The sequence below is a fragment of the Actinomadura sp. BRA 177 genome (assembly GCF_013372625.1).
GTDB lineage: Bacteria > Actinomycetota > Actinomycetes > Streptosporangiales > Streptosporangiaceae > Spirillospora.
The window spans coordinates 1-14,901 of record NZ_JABXFD010000369.1; the positions used below are offsets into that span (position 1 = coordinate 1).

Sequence of the window (14,901 nt, forward strand, 5' to 3'; positions counted from 1 at the left end):
CTTGGTATTTTGACTGTGCGGGCGCCCACCGTGATCTAGCCTACCCTCTTCGTCGGCAGCGTCAGAGGTGTATAGGAGACAGCCCTCCAGCGGGCGGCCGGCGCGCCGCCGGCCGGTGCCGCGCGGCTGCTCCCGCGCACGGTCGCGTCCCGCGTCCGGGCGCTGACCGCGCTGTCGCTCGTCCTGCTCGTGGTCCTGCTCGGCGTCGGCTGGGCGGCGATCGCGAACTCCCGCGAGGGCGTGCGGGTCATCGGCCACGACGCGGGCCCGCAGGTCGTCGCGACCGGCGACCTGTACTTCCAGCTCACCGACATGGACGCGCAACTCGCCAACGCGCTGCTGATCGGGGACGCGGCGGGCGGCGGCCGCGCGCAGGCCCTCGCGCGCTACGACGACAACCGGCGCAAGGCCGGGGACGCGCTGCTGAAGGCCGCCAAGCTCGCCGACGAGACCACGGAGAACAACACCGCGCGGGACCTGCTGGACGCGCTCGGCCGCTACGAGCGCCTCGCCGGGCAGGCCCTGCTGCTCGACCGGCAGACCCCGCACGCGTCCGGGCCGCCGTCGCAGCAGGTCACCGACCTGTACCGGCAGGCGACCGACCTGATGAAGCTGGACCTGCTGCCCAAGGCGTACAACCTGACGCTCGACAACGGGACCCTCGTCCGGCACACCTACGAGGACAAGCGGTCGGCGGTCCTCATGGGCCGCACGGGGCTCCTCGTCGCGGGCGTGGCGCTGCTGGCGACCCTGGCCGGTTTCCAGCTGTACCTCGCCAAGCGTTTCCGTCGCCTGCTGAACGTGCCGCTGGCGCTGGCAACGCTCGGCACGCTCGTCCTGGTCGGGGCTGGCACTCTCATGTTGTCGGGCCAGGCGGACCATCTGCGGAAGGCCAAGGAAGAAGGTTTCGACTCGATCCTGGCGCTTTCGCGGACGCGCGCAATCAGCAACAGCGCGAACGCCGACGAGACCCGCTTCCTGCTCGATCCCGGACGGGCGGACGCCTACGAGCAGGTGTATCTGAGCAAGTCCCAGACCGTCCTGTATCTGAAGGCCGGCAACCTGACGCAGTACAACGACGCCGTCCAGAAGGGCCTGTCGTACGAGCCCGGACGGGCGCCGTTCCTCGGGTTCCTCGGCACCGAGGCCAACCGTCCGGCGGAGTCGCCCGAGCAGAGGGCGCAACTGGCGGACGGCATGAACAAGGCCCTGGGCGCCTACCAGAAGGGCCAGGCGAACGACCGGCGGATGAGGGACCTCGTCAAGGCCGGGCAGCGGGACCAGGCCGTGGCCGCCCGCGGCACCGCCGCCGCGGATTTCGCCCAGTACGACCGTTCCCTGCAAGACCTGGCCGGGATCCACCAGAAGGCGTTCGACGAGGCCGTCAAGGACGGCGACGGCGGGACGAGCGGCTGGTACGCCGTCCTGCCCATCGCCGGCGTCGTGATCGCCCTTCTCGTGCTCGTCGGGGTGCGTCCCCGCCTGGCCGAGTACCGGTGGTCGAAGTGAGGGCCCGGCGCATCGTGGCCGCCGTCGCGGCTTTGGCCGTCCTCGCCCCCGGAACCGCGTGCAGCATCGCGGAGGCCGACGACGGCTCCGTCGTCGGCAAGGACCGGCTCGTCATCGGCGTCAACGCCGACCAGCCCGGCGTCGGCGAGCGCAAGGGCGACCGGTACGAGGGCTTCGACATCGACATCGCCAAGGAGATCGCCGGGCGGCTCGGCGTCACCGGGTCGGACGTCACGTTCAAGCGCGTGTACTCCGCGACGCGCGAGAAGATGCTGCAGAACGGCGAGGTCGACCTCGTCGTCGCGAGCTACTCCGTCACCCCCGAACGCAAGGTGAAGGTGTCGTTCGCGGGCCCCTACTACGTCGCTCACCAGGACATCCTCGTCCGCGCGTCGGAGGCCGGGAAGATCTGGAGCATCCACGACCTGAATGGCCGGCGGCTCTGCAAGGTGCGCGGCTCGGTGTCGTTCCCGCGGATCCACGACGAGCAGGGCATCGCCGCGCTGCCGGTCGAGGAGGACGGCTACTCCGACTGCCTCACCGACCTCGTCGACAGGAGGCTGGACGCGGTCTCCACCGACGACCTGATCCTCGCGGGCCTCGCGGCCAAGGCGTCCGGAAGCGGCCACAAGCTCCGGATCGTGAACGCGCCGTTCACCGACGAGCCGTACGGCGTCGGCATCCGCAAGGGCGACGTGGACGGCTGCGAGGCGGTGAACAAGGCGATCACCGGGATGTACCAGGACGGCACCGTGCCGCGCCTGCTGAAGCGGTGGTTCGGGGACACCGGGCTGAAACTCACCACCACCGTCCCGCAGTTCGAGGGCTGCGTCTGACCGGCCGTCACCGTTAGCACGAAATCGGTTACCGAGTGGCACGGATGGGGGCGCTGAGACCGGACGGTCACGGAGATCAGTCGGTTACGTAAGTTCATGTCGGCGCGCGTGATCGTAAGTTATGGTCGCGATCAAAACCCGATCCGGAAATCACCGTCACGGGTGAGGAGTGTCATGACGACGGCCATCCTGGTGGTGATGTGCGTCGTGGTGGCGGCGCTCGAACTCTACGCGGGCAAGCAGAGCCGCGACCAGTCGAACGCCTTCACGCGCCGGATCGACGAGTTGAACGACCAGGTCACCAAGCAGAACAACGTGCTGGTCACGGTCGGCGAGCAGCTCACCGCCGAGCTGTCGCGGGTCAAGCAGGACGTGCTGCCCGCGCTCGACAACCGGCTCCGGCAGAACACCGGGCAGGTGGAGGAGCTGGCGGGCCTCGTCCACCAGGCCGACGACTACCTGCGCACGCAGGCGGGCCGGCTGCACGAGCTGGAGCAGCAGCGGATCACCCTCGCCGCGCTGCGCCGCAAGCTCGGCGAGGTCGAGACGTCGGTGCGCGCCGTCACCCGGTCGCACGGCGAGTCGGCGGCCGGGAAGGTCGACGCGGCCATCGACCGGCTCACCGACCTGGAGCGCGGCGGGCAGGAGATCCTGGAGCTGCAGCGCACCCTCACCCGCACCCTGGAGGACGTCGAGGACGTCGTCGCCGAGCTGCTCCAGTTCACCGAGGGCGAGCTGGACGACACCGTCACCGCCGCGCTCACCGGCCGTCCCCGCGCCCACGGCGACGCCGTCACCGCCACCGGGCGGCTCTGGGCCCGCGACGGCCAGCTGGAGGACATCCTCTGCGAGATGTACGAGCGGTGCGTGCGGGCGAGCCGGCTGAACGTCCGGTTCCGCACCGCCGAGGGGCCGGACGGCCCCTCGCCCGACTCCCCCGAGCGCCGCCGCTACTTCCTCGGCGGGCACGCGTCCGAGGACCTCGCCGGGGTGTTCAGCGCGCTGCTCATCTCCACCGGGGCCGACCTGCCGCACAACGGCGTCCACGAGTCCAAGCGCGGCCTCGCCCGGGTGGAGCCGGGCCTGCCGCCGGGGGTCGAGCCGACGCGTCCCCCCGAGGACGAGGCGGCCCTCAAGTCCCTCCTGCGGACGCTGTCGGAGTGCTCCGGCGCCGTCGCGCAGATCGGCCCGCTCATGGCCGTCCGGACGCGGGACGAGCTGCTGTGCGCGGTGCTGACGGCCGCGCAGTCGCTGGAGCTGGAGAGCGACGAGGTGTTCTGGGACCCGGCCGCCGCGACCGTCCGGCTGCGGCGGCTGCCGTCCCATCAGCTGTGGGACCTCACCGCCTGGGCCGGCGCGTAGGCGCGGACGGTGCGCTGCGCGGGGTCGCCGATGCGCACGTACAGCGGGCACGCTGCGGTGCGGGTGAGCGGGTCGACCTCGGCGCACAGCCCGATCCCGGCCGCGCGGTCGAGGAACACCACGTTCTCCACCGCCCGCGCCCCGCGCACCGCGTACGGGACGGAGTCGGCGTCGCCGGTGTCGAACAGCTCCTCGAACGTCAGCCGCCGCGCGAACCGCATCAGCGCGCCCGCGTCCACGACCCGGCTGCCGATCGCCGCCGCCGGGCCCGCGACCACGATGCCGAAGCTCGGGTTCTCCCGGCCGCGGACGTAGATCTCCCGGTCCGGCTCCAGGCCCCGCCGGCGGCCCGGGATCTGCACGCCGAACCCCGCGTCGCCGTCCAGATAGGCGGGCGGCCCGAAGCCGCCGGCCGCCGTCCCCGGCCGGACCCGCAGCGCGCCCGCCGGCATCTCCCAGCCCGGCAGGTACACCCCGAGGCCGCGCAGCAGCAGCCGCCAGATGGGACGTCCGGTCACGTCGGGCGCGAACTCCATGGGTTCCATCATCCGGCGCGGAAACTCCCGTCCACAAGATCCTCTCGGGGGCCAGAGCCCTTACCGCGCGGCCCCTGCGCGGCCGGCGGCGCGTCGGCTACCGTTGTAGCGACCGGATCATGACGAGGACGCCGCCGTGAATCTGCAGGACATGATGGTGCACCGCGACAACTCGTCGCGCACCGTCGACAAGTATCTGATGTCCTACGAGGGACGCGTCATCGCCGTGCGCAAGCATCCCGCCGTCCTGCTGGTGCCCGTCGCGGCCTTCGTCGCCGGGCTCGTCGCCTGCGGCGCGGTCAGCGCGGTGACCGGCATCGCCTGGGTCTGGTGGCTGTGGCTGATCACGGTCGCCTACCTGGCCTGGAAGGTCGTCGCCTGGTCGGTGGAGTTCTTCCTCGTCACCGAGCACCGGGTGATGGTGATCAACGGCGTGTTCAACCGCAACGTCGTGATGATGCCGCTCACCAAGCTCACCGACATCACGCTGAACCGGTCGATGGCCGGCCGGATGCTCGGCTACGGCGAGTTCCGCACCGAGACCGCGGGCCAGAAGCAGTGGCTGCAGAGCATCCCGTACATGCCCTACCCGGAGCAGCTCTACCTGGAGGTCTCCTCGGTGATCTTCGGGACGTTCGACGAGTCCCCCGACTGATCCGTCCCCGGCGTCACGAGTCGAAGCCGAGGCCGAGGCGGTCGAGGGTGCGCAGCCAGCGGCCGCGGCGGCCCGCGTCGCGGTCGGCGCGGGCGATCTCGCGGCGGGTCAGCTCGATGACGCCGTACCGGAGCGGCTCCGGCGGGAACGGGACGGGCTTGGTCCGCACCATCTTCAGCCGCGTCCGCTCGGTCTCCTCTCCTGGGTTCAGGCCGACGTGCAGGAGGTCGAGCATGACGTCCGCACCGAATCGGGTGGCCCCGACGCCGAGACCGGTGTAGCCGGCCGCGTAGGCGAGCCTGCCGTTGTAGGCCGTACCGAAGAACGCGCAGAAGCGGCTGCAGGTGTCGATGACCCCGCCCCATGCGTTGGTGAAGCGAACACCCTCAAGCTGAGGAAACGTCTCGAAGAAGTGCCGCGCAAGGGTATCGAACGTCGCGGGACGGTTTTCCAGCTCGGGCCTTATCCCGTTGCCGTAGTGGTAGATGGCGTCGTAGCCGCCCCACAGGATCCGGTCGTCGGCGGTGAGCCTGTAGTAGTGGAACTGGTTGGCGCTGTCGCCGATGCCCTGACGGTGCCGCCAGCCGAGGGCCTCCCGCTGTTCCGCTGTGAGCGGTTCCGTCATCAGCGCGTAGTCGTACACCGGGACGACGAAGTTGCGCAGGCGCTTCACGAGCGGCGGGAACGCGCCGGTACCGAGGACGACCCGTCGAGCGGTGACCGTCGCCCCGTCGCGGGTTACCAGGCGGAGCTCGCGCCCCTCCGAGCGCAGACCCGTGACGGGGCTCTTCTCGTAGATGCGGACACCAAGTGAACGGCACGCGTCCGCAAGCCCCCAGGCGAGCTTCGCCGGATGGACCATCGCCGTGGAAACGGGATTCCACAGACCGGCGTGATAGGTGGGCGAGTCGACCTCGGCACGAACCGCGTCCCGATCCAGCAGAACGGGTTCCCAGCCGAACTCGGCCGCCTTCCCCGCCGCCTCTTCGAGACCCGGGACCTGCCATTCCTCGGTGGCGACGTCCATCTCGCCAGTGAGTTCCCACTCGGCGTCGATCCCGTACTTCGCGAGGGTGTCGCCAATGGCCCCCAGGTTGTCGCGGCCGAGGCGTTCGAGCGCCGGCATGTCGTCCGGCCACCGTCCCGCGCCGTTCTCCAGCCCATGCGTGAGACTGGCCGCACAGAACCCGCCATTACGCCCGGACGCGGCACCACCGACACGCCCCGCCTCCAACACGACCACGTCCAGGGACGGGTCGCGCTCCTTGGCGAGCAGCGCCGCCCACAACCCGCTGTACCCGCCGCCGATGACGGCGAGATCGCACGCTCCCGTCCCGTCCAGCGGTGCCGCCGCGTCCGGACGGCTCTCGTCCTGGAGCCAGAACGGCGTCAGGTCGACATCGGCGAGCGCTCTGTCAATGTCCATCTCAATCTCCGATTCCGAGCCCGGCACAGTTGGCACGGCCGGCGCCGCCGACCCGCCCCGCACACCCCGACATGCCCGGTGTGCCCAGTGGCCGCGCGATCAGCGGGAGGCTCGGATGTTGCGGCGGGCGGAGATGACGGCGATCACGATGCCGACCGCGAAGATGAGCGTGCCCATGACGTTGACCTGCGGCGGTGTGCCCGTCCTGGTGGAGCCGTAGATCCACAGCGGGAAGGTGACGGTGGTGCCGCTGGTGAAGTTGGTGATGATGAAGTCGTCGATCGACAGCACGAACGCCAGCAGCGCCCCCGCCAGCACGCCCGGCATGATCATCGGGAGGGTGACCAGGCGGAACCGCGTCCACGGGCCGGCTCCGAGGTCCTGCGCCGCCTCCTCCACCGCCGGGTCGAGGCCGACCACGCGGGCCCGGACGGTGACGGCGACGAACGCGATCGAGAACATCACGTGCGCGACCAGGATCGTCAGGTAGCCGCGCGGCAGGTTGAACGTGACGAACATCGACAGCAGCGAGGCGCCCATCACGATCTCCGGGCAGGAGATCGCCATGAACAGCACGAGGTTCGTCGAGCCCTTGCCGCGGAACCGGTAGCGGCCGAGCGCGAGGCCCGCGAACGTCCCGAGGACCGTGGTGATCAGCGTGCTGAGCAGCGCGATCGTCAGCGAGTTGACGACCGCGGTGGTGAGGTCGCTCTTGTCGAACAGGTGCCGGTACCACTTGAGCGTGAAGCCCTGCCACTCGAAGTTCTGCTTGCTGCGGGTGTCGTTGAACCCGAACAGGATCATGATCGCGATGGGCAGGATCAGCCAGGCGATCAGCACGAGCGTGTAGACGTGCAGGCCGGAGATCCTGCGGCGCGGGCGGGCCGGGGTCTTCCGCTCCGGCGCCTCGCCGCCGGCTCGGGGGGTGGTGAGCGTCGTCATCGTCCCGCCGCCTCCAGAACGTCCTGCGTGCCGAGGGTCCGCGCGTAGGCGAAGATCCCGACGAGCAGGATCGCCATCAGCGAGAACGACAGCGCCGACGCCATCGGGTAGGCGCTGTTGTTGAAGTACTCGGTCTGGATCACGTTGCCGATCATGGTGTTCTGCGGCCCGCCGAGGACCTCGGCGTTGACGTAGTCCGACGACACCGGCACGAACGTCATGATCACGCCGGCGAAGACGCCGGGCAGCGACAGCGGCAGGATCACCCGGGTGAACGCCTGCAGCCGGCTCGCGTATAGGTCGTAGGCCGCCTCGACCACCCGGTGGTCGATCCGTTCCAGGGCCACGTAGATCGGCAGCACCATGAACGGCAGGAAGTTGTAGGTGAGCCCGGAAACGACTGCGACACCCGTGTCGAGGATGTGGAAGTCGTTCGGCAGGATCGTGCCGCGCAGCGGCCCGAGGATCGGGCCGTTGTCGGTCAGCACCAGCTTCCACGACACCGTCCGCAGGATGAACGAGACGAAGTACGGAAGCAGGAGCAGGAACAGGTACGTCGACTTGTGCCGTCCGCCGCGGAACGCGATCCAGTACGCGGCCGGGTAGGCGATCGCGATGCACAGGACCGTCGACACGAATCCGTACCAGAGCGACCGGACGAACTTGTCGCCGTAGGTGTCGATCCCGTCGATGTAGTTCTGCCAGTGGAACGTCTGCCGGAACCCGTCGATGAGGTTCCCCGTCTGCAGCGACAGGGACACCATCAGCACCATCGGGACGAGGAAGAACGCCGCCATCCACAGCCCGCTCGGCAGGATCATGAGGTACGGCGTGAGCCGCCCCCGTCCTCGCGCCATCACGACCCCTTGGAGATGGGCTCGAAGATCTTCTGGTACTCCTGCTCCTCGGCCTGGGTGAGCCGCCGGTAGTGCCGCAGCCGGGCCAGGTCCGCCTCGGACGGGAAGATCAGCGAGCTGGTGCTCAGCCTCGTCAGGTCCTTCTTCTCGTCGCCGGTGGCCTTCGCCGCCTTCTGCTTCAGGATCTCCTGGGTGGACGGGATCGGCGGCATGTAGTTGATGAACTCGGTCAGCGGGACGTTGTTCTCCGGGACGTACAGCCAGTCCATGAGCGTCAGCGCGTCCACCGGGTTCTCGGCGGTCTTCGGGATGCACATGTTGTCGGTCCAGATCGTGCCGCCCTCCTTGGGCACCACGAACTTCACATCCGGGCTGGTGAGGCTGTAGACGTCACCGGACCAGGCCATCGTCATCCACACGTCGCCCTTGCTGACCGCGTCCACGTAGTCCTGGCTGTAGTACTTGCGGACGATGCCCTTGTCGCGCTGCTCGCGCAGCTTCGCGGCGGCCTTCTCCCAGTCGGCCTGCGTCGACTTCTCCGGGTCGATGCCGAGCAGGAACATCCCGAAGTTCCCGAGTTCCTGGGAGTCGCCCATCATGCCGACCTTGCCCTTGTACTTCGCGTCGAAGAGCTGGGCGATGCTCGTGATCTCCTCGTCCACGTACTTGGTGTTGTACGCGATGCCGGTGACACCCGACTCGTACGGGATCGTGTGCGCGTTCCCCGGGTCGTAGGACGGGTTCTTGAACGACGGCCCCACGTTCTTCTGGAAGTTCGGCAGCTTGGCGAGGTCGAGCGGCGCCAGGTAGCCGAGCTGGCGGCACTGCTCCAGCTGGATCCCGTTCGTCATGATCATCAGGTCGAAGCCGATGGACTGGCCGGCCGACAGCGGCGCCTGGATCTTGCCGAACCACGGGCCCATCTCCTGGATGACCTCCTTGTAGGTCACCTGGATACCCGTCTCCTTCTCGAACGCCTTGATCGTCTCCCGGTCGTCCTGCATGTAGCCCGGCCAGTTCGCCCAGTTCAGCTTGCCGTTCTTGGCCTTGCCCGCCCAGTACTTCTGGACGTCGGTCTGGCTGACCTTCTCCTTGCCGCCCTGCCCCTGCACCCCGCAGGCCGACAGCGCGACCCCCGCGCCGGCCGCGCCCATCATCCGGAGGACGTCCCGGCGGGCGTAGCTGGAACGTGCCAGGCGCGGCCGCGTGAGTCCGCGCAGGAAAGCGGGGTCGATGTTGCTCACTGGGGGGCTCCTATGGCGTAAGAGTGGCGCGGGTCCCACGACAGCCAGACGCTGTCGCCGCGGGTGGCGATGTCGTCGGCGGACGTGGCGTTCTGCAGGAACACGACGACGTCGGCACCGGCGGAAGTCGTGATGTTGTAGTTCGTGGACGTCCCGAGGTACACGACCTCACTGACGGTGCCGCGGACGCCGCACAGGTCGTCCGCCGGCCGGGCCAGCCCGATGCCGATCTTCTCCGGGCGGACGGTCAGCTCCAGCCGCTCCCCCGCCGCGACCTTCAGCCCGTTCCGGATCGGCACCTCGATCCGCCCGTCCGGCCCGTAGGAGATCACCGCGCTGCCCTGGCCGGCCTCGGCGATCTCCCCGCCCAGCAGGTTGGACGTGCCGATGAAGCCGGCCACGAACCGCGACGCGGGATGCTCGTAGATCTCCCGCGGCGTCCCGAGCTGCTCGATCAGCCCGTCGTTCATGACCGCGATGCGGTCCGACATCGTCAGGGCTTCGCCCTGGTCGTGCGTCACGTACACGAACGTGATGCCGACCTCGCGCTGGATCCGCTTCAGCTCGACCTGCATCGCCTGCCGCAGCTTCAGGTCGAGCGCGCCGAGCGGCTCGTCCAGCAGCAGGGCGCGCGGCCGGTTCACCAGCGCGCGGGCCAGCGCGACCCGCTGCTGCTGGCCGCCGGACAACTCGGCGGGACGGCGCTTCTCCCGTCCCGCCAAGTCGACGATGTCCAGCATGTCCCCGACCCGCTCGCCGATCTCGGCCTTCGGGACGCCGCGCCGGCGCAGGCCGAACGCGACGTTCTCGAAGACGCTCATGTGCGGGAACAGCGCATACGACTGGAACACCATGTTCACGTCGCGCCGGTTGGGGGACACGTCCGTGACGTCCTGCCCGTGCAGGTGGACCCGGCCGGCCGTCGGCTCCTCGAACCCGGCGATCACGCGCATCGTCGTCGTCTTGCCGCAGCCGGACGGGCCGAGCAGCGAGAAGAACTCGCCCTGCGCGATCTCCAGGTCGATGCCGCGGACCGCGGCCACGGTCTCGCCATGGGCGTGGTACGCCTTCTCCACTCCCGTGAGCTCGATGGCGGGAACTGCGCGACCCGGGTCGTCGCGCGCCGGGGCCTGCTGGGTCTCGGTCATGGCCGGTCTTCCTTCACGGGCTCGTTCGGCGGTGGTCAGCCGCCGATGTAGTGCATGACGTGCTTGACGCGGGTGTAGTCCTCGATGCCGTACATCGACATGTCCTTGCCGTAGCCGGAATGCTTGAAGCCGCCGTGCGGCATCTCCGACACGAACGGGATGTGGGTGTTGACCCAAACGGCACCGAAATCGAGGGCCTTGCTCATGCGCATGGCGCGGCCGTGGTTCTGCGTCCACACGCTCGCGGCGAGGCCGTACTTGACGCCGTTCGCCCACGCGATGGCCTGCTGCTCGTCCGAGAAGCTCTGCACGGTGATGACCGGTCCGAACACCTCGTTCTGCACCAGCTCGTCGTCCTGCTTCAGGCCGCCGACGACAGTGGGCGCGAAGAAGTAGCCGCGGTCCCCGACGCGCTCGCCGCCGGCCAGGACCTTGGCGTGGTTGGGCGCCCTTTCGATGAACCCCTGGACCCGCTGGAGCTGGTTCTCGTTGTTGACCGGCCCGTAGTAGGCGTCGGCGTCACTCGGCGGCCCCACCACGGTCCCCTTGGCCGCCTCCACGAGCGCCTCGGTGAACTCGCCCTGCAGCCGCTCGGCGACGAGCACGCGCGTAGCGGCGGTGCAGTCCTGCCCGGCGTTGAAGTAGCCGGCCTCGGCGATACCGGTCGCCGCCGCCTCGACATCGGCGTCATCGAACACGACCACCGGCGCCTTACCGCCCAGCTCCAGATGCACGCGCTTGAGGTCCTTGGCCGCCGACGCCGCGACCTCCATACCGGCCCGGACACTGCCGGTGATCGACACCATCTGCGGCGTCGGGTGCTCCACCAGCGCCCGCCCGGTGTCGCGGTCACCGCAGATCACGTTGAAGACGCCCGGCGGCAGGAACTCGGCCGCGATCTCCGCCATCAGCAGCGTGCTCGCCGGCGTCGTCTCGGACGGCTTGAGGACGACGGTGTTGCCCGCCGACAGCGCCGGCCCGAACTTCCAGACCGCCATCATCATCGGGTAGTTCCAGGGCGTCACCTGCGCGCACACCCCGATCGGCTCCCGCCGGACCGAGGACGTGTGGTCCGCCATGTACTCGCCGGTCGCCTTGCCCTCCAGCACCCGTGACGCACCCGCGAAGAAGCGGAGATTGTCCACCATCGGCGGCATCTCCTCGTCCAGGGTCAGCTGGACGGGCTTGCCGGTGTCGCGGACCTCGGCCCGGACGAGCTCCTCGGCCCGCGCCTCCACCGCGTCCGCGAACCGCAGCATCGCGAGGCTCCGCTCGGCCGGAGTGGCGTCGCGCCAGGCGGGGAACGCGTCCGCCGCCGCGCGGAACGCGGCGTCGACGTCCGCGGCGCCGGACACGGGCGCCTCCGCGTACGGCTCGCCGGTGCTCGGGTCGACCACCTCCAGCGTCCGCCCGTCCTTGGCGTCCACGTACTCGCCACCGATAAAGTTGCGCAGCCGCTCGCCGCTCATCCTCAGGTCCCTCCTGGGCACCGTCGCCCGATGTGTCCTGTAGGCCCAGACCCTTACAGAGGATCCAGTCCAACACAAGTGATTCCGTTGTTACGATCCAGTTTCACGACTGATTCACTTGACCCAGAGGCCTCACACTCCCGATGCCGCAGCTAGGAGACGATCGATGGAAGGCGCAGCCCGCGTCCAGCTCGACGAGACCGCGAAGCACATCATCGAGCAGCTCCAACAGGACGGCCGCCGCTCCTACGCCGCCATCGGCAAGGCCGTCGGGCTCTCCGAGGCCGCCGTCCGGCAGCGCGTGCAGAAGCTCCTCGACACCGGCGTCATGCAGATCGTCGGCGTCACCGACCCGCTGATGCTGGGCTTCTCCCGGCAGATGATGATCGGCGTCAAGTGCGAGGGCGACCTGGAGAAGATCGCCGATGAGCTGGCCGGCCTCCCCGAGATCGACTACGTCGTCATCACCGCCGGCTCGTTCGACATCCTGGTCGAGCTCGTCTGCGAGGACGACGAACGCCTCCTGGAACTCCTCGGCCGCATCCGCGCCGTCCCGGGCGTCGTCTCCACGGAAAGCTTCGTCTACCTCAAACTGCGCAAACAGACCTACTCCTGGGGAACCCGCTGACTCCTCCGCCCGATTCTCGTTCTTAATGGGGATGCCCTGGCAACACCTCCCGGCGTACTTTTAGATGCCGCAAGGAGGGAGACCGGCCATGCCCGAGCTGGTCCGCCAGGACCTTCCCGCCACCGAGCACATCGCCTTCGGCACGTCCGCCGACCAGTTCCTCGTGATCCGCAAGGCCGCGGAACTGATCGGCTGGACGGTCACCGAGTACGTCCTGTCCGCCGCCCTGGACCGCGCCGAACGAGACCTGTACGAACACGCCGCCGCCGTAGAGGCCGCCACCCCCGCCGACGCCCCGGACCCGTCCAGCCCTTTCGTCGCACTCCTCACCGCACTGGCCTGACGCCTTCAGCGCAGCAAAACCAAGGCAAGGCCCCTACGCCCTACCGATGCCCACGCCCCTGACCGCCATCCAGCACGCCCGCAGGTACTGCCGCCCTTCAACCGCCACCCCCAGTGGGAACTACCAGGCGGCAGGATCCCCCCGGCACAGGCGGCCGCCCGTGGACAACACGATCACCGCCCTTTCCCTACCAACGCTGATCCCGGCGCTCCCCCGCAATGCGGGCACCGGCTTCACGCAGCAGCGGCCAAGCAACCTACGGTCTCCGCGTGTCCGGCTGGACGACCACCAACGCGCCCCAGCTCCTCAACGCCGACCCACTAAAAGAGCGGCTCGGCGTCGCCGACTACAACGCTTCCACCACGCCCTTGTGTCCCGCTGCTGGATCGGACTGATCTCGTTTGGCGGTGAATGGTCCCCGCGACGCCCACAACCTGGCCCCCGTGTCAGGCAGACAGGCCCTAGCCGGCCAGCCCTTCCATCAGCCGCGCGGCATAGTCGGCGGCCTCAGCATCCGACTCGTACTTCTGCCGCGGCCAGAAGAACCCGCGAAGCCCGTCCTTGCGGTTCCGCGGAACCACATGAACATGCAGGTGCGGCACGCTCTGGCTCACCCGGTTGTTCATGGCCACGAACGACCCCGCCGCGCCGAGCACCGACTCCATCGCGCCCGCGATCCGCTGAGCATGCCCGAAGAACGGCCCCAGAAAATCGGCAGGCAAATCCCCAAGCGTCTCAAAGTGAGCACGCGGCACCAGCAACGTGTGTCCCTTGAACAAGGGCCGCACATCAAGAAACGCCATCACATCCGGCGCATCCAACACAACATGGGCACCCCGCTCCCCCGCAACGATCGCGCAGAACACACAACCCTCACCCGCCACCGAACCCATCCCTCCATCCTCCCGCACCACCACGCCCACCACACCCCACCAAAACCACCCCCAACCGCTCACTGTGCGAAGCAGCCTTCGCGGCCAGCGGGGGCGTGGTTGGGTTACTAGCCCAGCCACACAGAACTCCCACGACTTCGTACTGCAGCCGCCCCTGGACAGACCAGTCAGCCCGAGCCAGGCATAGACGAACCGGACACAAACGGGCCAGACACGAGCGGACCACGCCAACACGCGCACGCAGACACGCGCCACGCAAAAAGGGACCACGCAGGCACACACCGGACGGGAACGGGGGCGGGCACACACCGCACGGGCACACACCGCACGGGCCACGCCGCACGAGCACACGCTGGACGGGCACGGGCCGTGGGGAAACGGGCGAGCGGGCACACACCGGCGAGAACGGCGAGCCGACACCCGCCACGCAGGAAGGGACCACGCAGGCGCGCACCGTGCGGGCACGGGACGGGCGGAGACGGGCGGGCGCACACACACCGGACGCGCACAGGCGCCACGGGATAGGCAGGCAGGCGACGGGCGCGCGCACGCCGCACAGGCACACGCCGCACGGGCTCGGGCGAGCGGTCACGGGTGGGCGGACACACGCCGCACAGGCACACGCTGGACGGGCAGGGGCCGTGGCGAAACGGGCGAGCGGGCACACACCGGCGAGAACGGCGAGCGGGCGCACGCCATGCAGGAAGGGACCACGCAGGCGCGCCGGACGGGCACGGGACGGGCGAAGACGAGCGGGTGGGCACACACCGGGCGCGCACACGCCGGGCGGCCACACGCCGCGCGGGCACGGGGACCGCCCATGCGCCGGGCGGCCACACCGGACGGGAACGGGGCGGGCGGGCACGCGCGGGCAGGCCAACCGGCAAGGACGGGCGGGGCAGGCACCCACCCGCCCCCCCCGGGGCAGGCACCGGCAGGGCAGGGCAGGGAGGGGGGAGGCCGAAACCGGACGCGGACGAGACGACACCCGGACCTTAGAAAAATTCGGCGCACCACACGCAGTACACAGACACACTACAAGCACGACGAGAA

The 14,901-nt window shown here is 69.4% G+C and carries 14 protein-coding genes; 6 read left to right on the forward strand and 8 right to left on the reverse strand.

The window, feature by feature from the left end:
• The first annotated feature begins 189 nt into the window (after nucleotides 1-189).
• The 3 genes from HUX53_RS21020 to HUX53_RS21030 all read left to right on the forward strand — a co-directional run bounded on the left by HUX53_RS21020 (nucleotide 190) and on the right by HUX53_RS21030 (nucleotide 3,707).
• A complete protein-coding gene (locus HUX53_RS21020; RefSeq protein ID WP_309237343.1) occupies nucleotides 190-1,509 on the forward strand; it encodes a hypothetical protein in 1,320 nt (439 codons plus the stop codon).
• Complete coding sequence (locus tag HUX53_RS21025) at nucleotides 1,506-2,345, forward strand: glutamate ABC transporter substrate-binding protein (RefSeq protein ID WP_176404931.1); 840 nt, start codon at nucleotides 1,506-1,508, stop codon at nucleotides 2,343-2,345. Before HUX53_RS21020 ends, HUX53_RS21025 begins: the two co-directional genes overlap by 4 nt.
• 174 nt (nucleotides 2,346-2,519) lie before the next feature.
• Nucleotides 2,520-3,707, forward strand: coding sequence for a hypothetical protein (locus tag HUX53_RS21030; RefSeq protein ID WP_176404932.1), 1,188 nt, complete (start codon nucleotides 2,520-2,522; stop codon nucleotides 3,705-3,707).
• On the opposite strand, the gene HUX53_RS21035 is transcribed toward HUX53_RS21030, so the two are convergent.
• Nucleotides 3,671-4,243, reverse strand: coding sequence for a hypothetical protein (locus HUX53_RS21035; protein ID WP_255205465.1), 573 nt, complete (start codon nucleotides 4,241-4,243; stop codon nucleotides 3,671-3,673). The two genes, HUX53_RS21030 and HUX53_RS21035, sit on opposite strands and share 37 nt — an antisense overlap.
• A 136-nt stretch (nucleotides 4,244-4,379) precedes the next feature.
• On the opposite strand from HUX53_RS21035, the gene HUX53_RS21040 reads away from it, so the two are divergent.
• Nucleotides 4,380-4,898, forward strand: coding sequence for a PH domain-containing protein (locus tag HUX53_RS21040; protein ID WP_309237344.1), 519 nt, complete (start codon nucleotides 4,380-4,382; stop codon nucleotides 4,896-4,898).
• Between the two features lie 13 nt (nucleotides 4,899-4,911).
• Here HUX53_RS21040 and HUX53_RS21045 read toward each other — a convergent pair whose 3' ends face one another.
• The 6 genes from HUX53_RS21045 to HUX53_RS21070 form a co-directional block, all read right to left on the reverse strand.
• A complete protein-coding gene (locus tag HUX53_RS21045) occupies nucleotides 4,912-6,324 on the reverse strand; it encodes an FAD-binding oxidoreductase (RefSeq protein ID WP_176404934.1) in 1,413 nt (470 codons plus the stop codon).
• Nucleotides 6,325-6,423: 99 nt separating this feature from the next.
• Nucleotides 6,424-7,266: an ABC transporter permease gene (locus HUX53_RS21050; protein ID WP_176404935.1), complete on the reverse strand. Its 843-nt coding sequence runs from the start codon at nucleotides 7,264-7,266 to the stop codon at nucleotides 6,424-6,426.
• Nucleotides 7,263-8,123 (reverse strand): ABC transporter permease, encoded by an 861-nt coding sequence (locus HUX53_RS21055; protein ID WP_176404936.1) that lies wholly within the window; start codon nucleotides 8,121-8,123, stop codon nucleotides 7,263-7,265. The genes HUX53_RS21050 and HUX53_RS21055 overlap by 4 nt, the downstream gene beginning before the upstream one ends.
• Nucleotides 8,123-9,367, reverse strand: coding sequence for an extracellular solute-binding protein (locus HUX53_RS21060; protein ID WP_309237345.1), 1,245 nt, complete (start codon nucleotides 9,365-9,367; stop codon nucleotides 8,123-8,125). The genes HUX53_RS21055 and HUX53_RS21060 overlap by 1 nt, the downstream gene beginning before the upstream one ends.
• Nucleotides 9,364-10,515, reverse strand: coding sequence for an ABC transporter ATP-binding protein (locus tag HUX53_RS21065; protein ID WP_176404937.1), 1,152 nt, complete (start codon nucleotides 10,513-10,515; stop codon nucleotides 9,364-9,366). The genes HUX53_RS21060 and HUX53_RS21065 overlap by 4 nt, the downstream gene beginning before the upstream one ends.
• Before the next feature lie 35 nt (nucleotides 10,516-10,550).
• Nucleotides 10,551-11,984 carry a gamma-aminobutyraldehyde dehydrogenase gene (locus HUX53_RS21070; protein WP_176404938.1) on the reverse strand — a complete coding sequence of 478 codons (1,434 nt, stop codon included), beginning with the start codon at nucleotides 11,982-11,984 and terminating at the stop codon, nucleotides 10,551-10,553.
• Nucleotides 11,985-12,150: 166 nt separating this feature from the next.
• Here HUX53_RS21070 and HUX53_RS21075 point away from each other — a divergent pair, with 166 nt between their 5' ends.
• Both HUX53_RS21075 and HUX53_RS21080 read left to right on the forward strand, forming a co-directional pair.
• On the forward strand, nucleotides 12,151-12,612 hold the full coding sequence (locus HUX53_RS21075) for an Lrp/AsnC family transcriptional regulator (protein WP_176404939.1): 462 nt from the start codon (nucleotides 12,151-12,153) through the stop codon (nucleotides 12,610-12,612).
• A gap of 88 nt (nucleotides 12,613-12,700) precedes the next feature.
• Nucleotides 12,701-12,955, forward strand: coding sequence for a DUF1778 domain-containing protein (locus HUX53_RS21080; RefSeq protein WP_176404940.1), 255 nt, complete (start codon nucleotides 12,701-12,703; stop codon nucleotides 12,953-12,955).
• 461 nt (nucleotides 12,956-13,416) lie between these two features.
• On the opposite strand, the gene HUX53_RS21085 is transcribed toward HUX53_RS21080, so the two are convergent.
• Complete coding sequence (locus tag HUX53_RS21085; protein WP_309237346.1) at nucleotides 13,417-13,878, reverse strand: HIT family protein; 462 nt, start codon at nucleotides 13,876-13,878, stop codon at nucleotides 13,417-13,419.
• Nucleotides 13,879-14,901 lie beyond the last annotated feature (1,023 nt).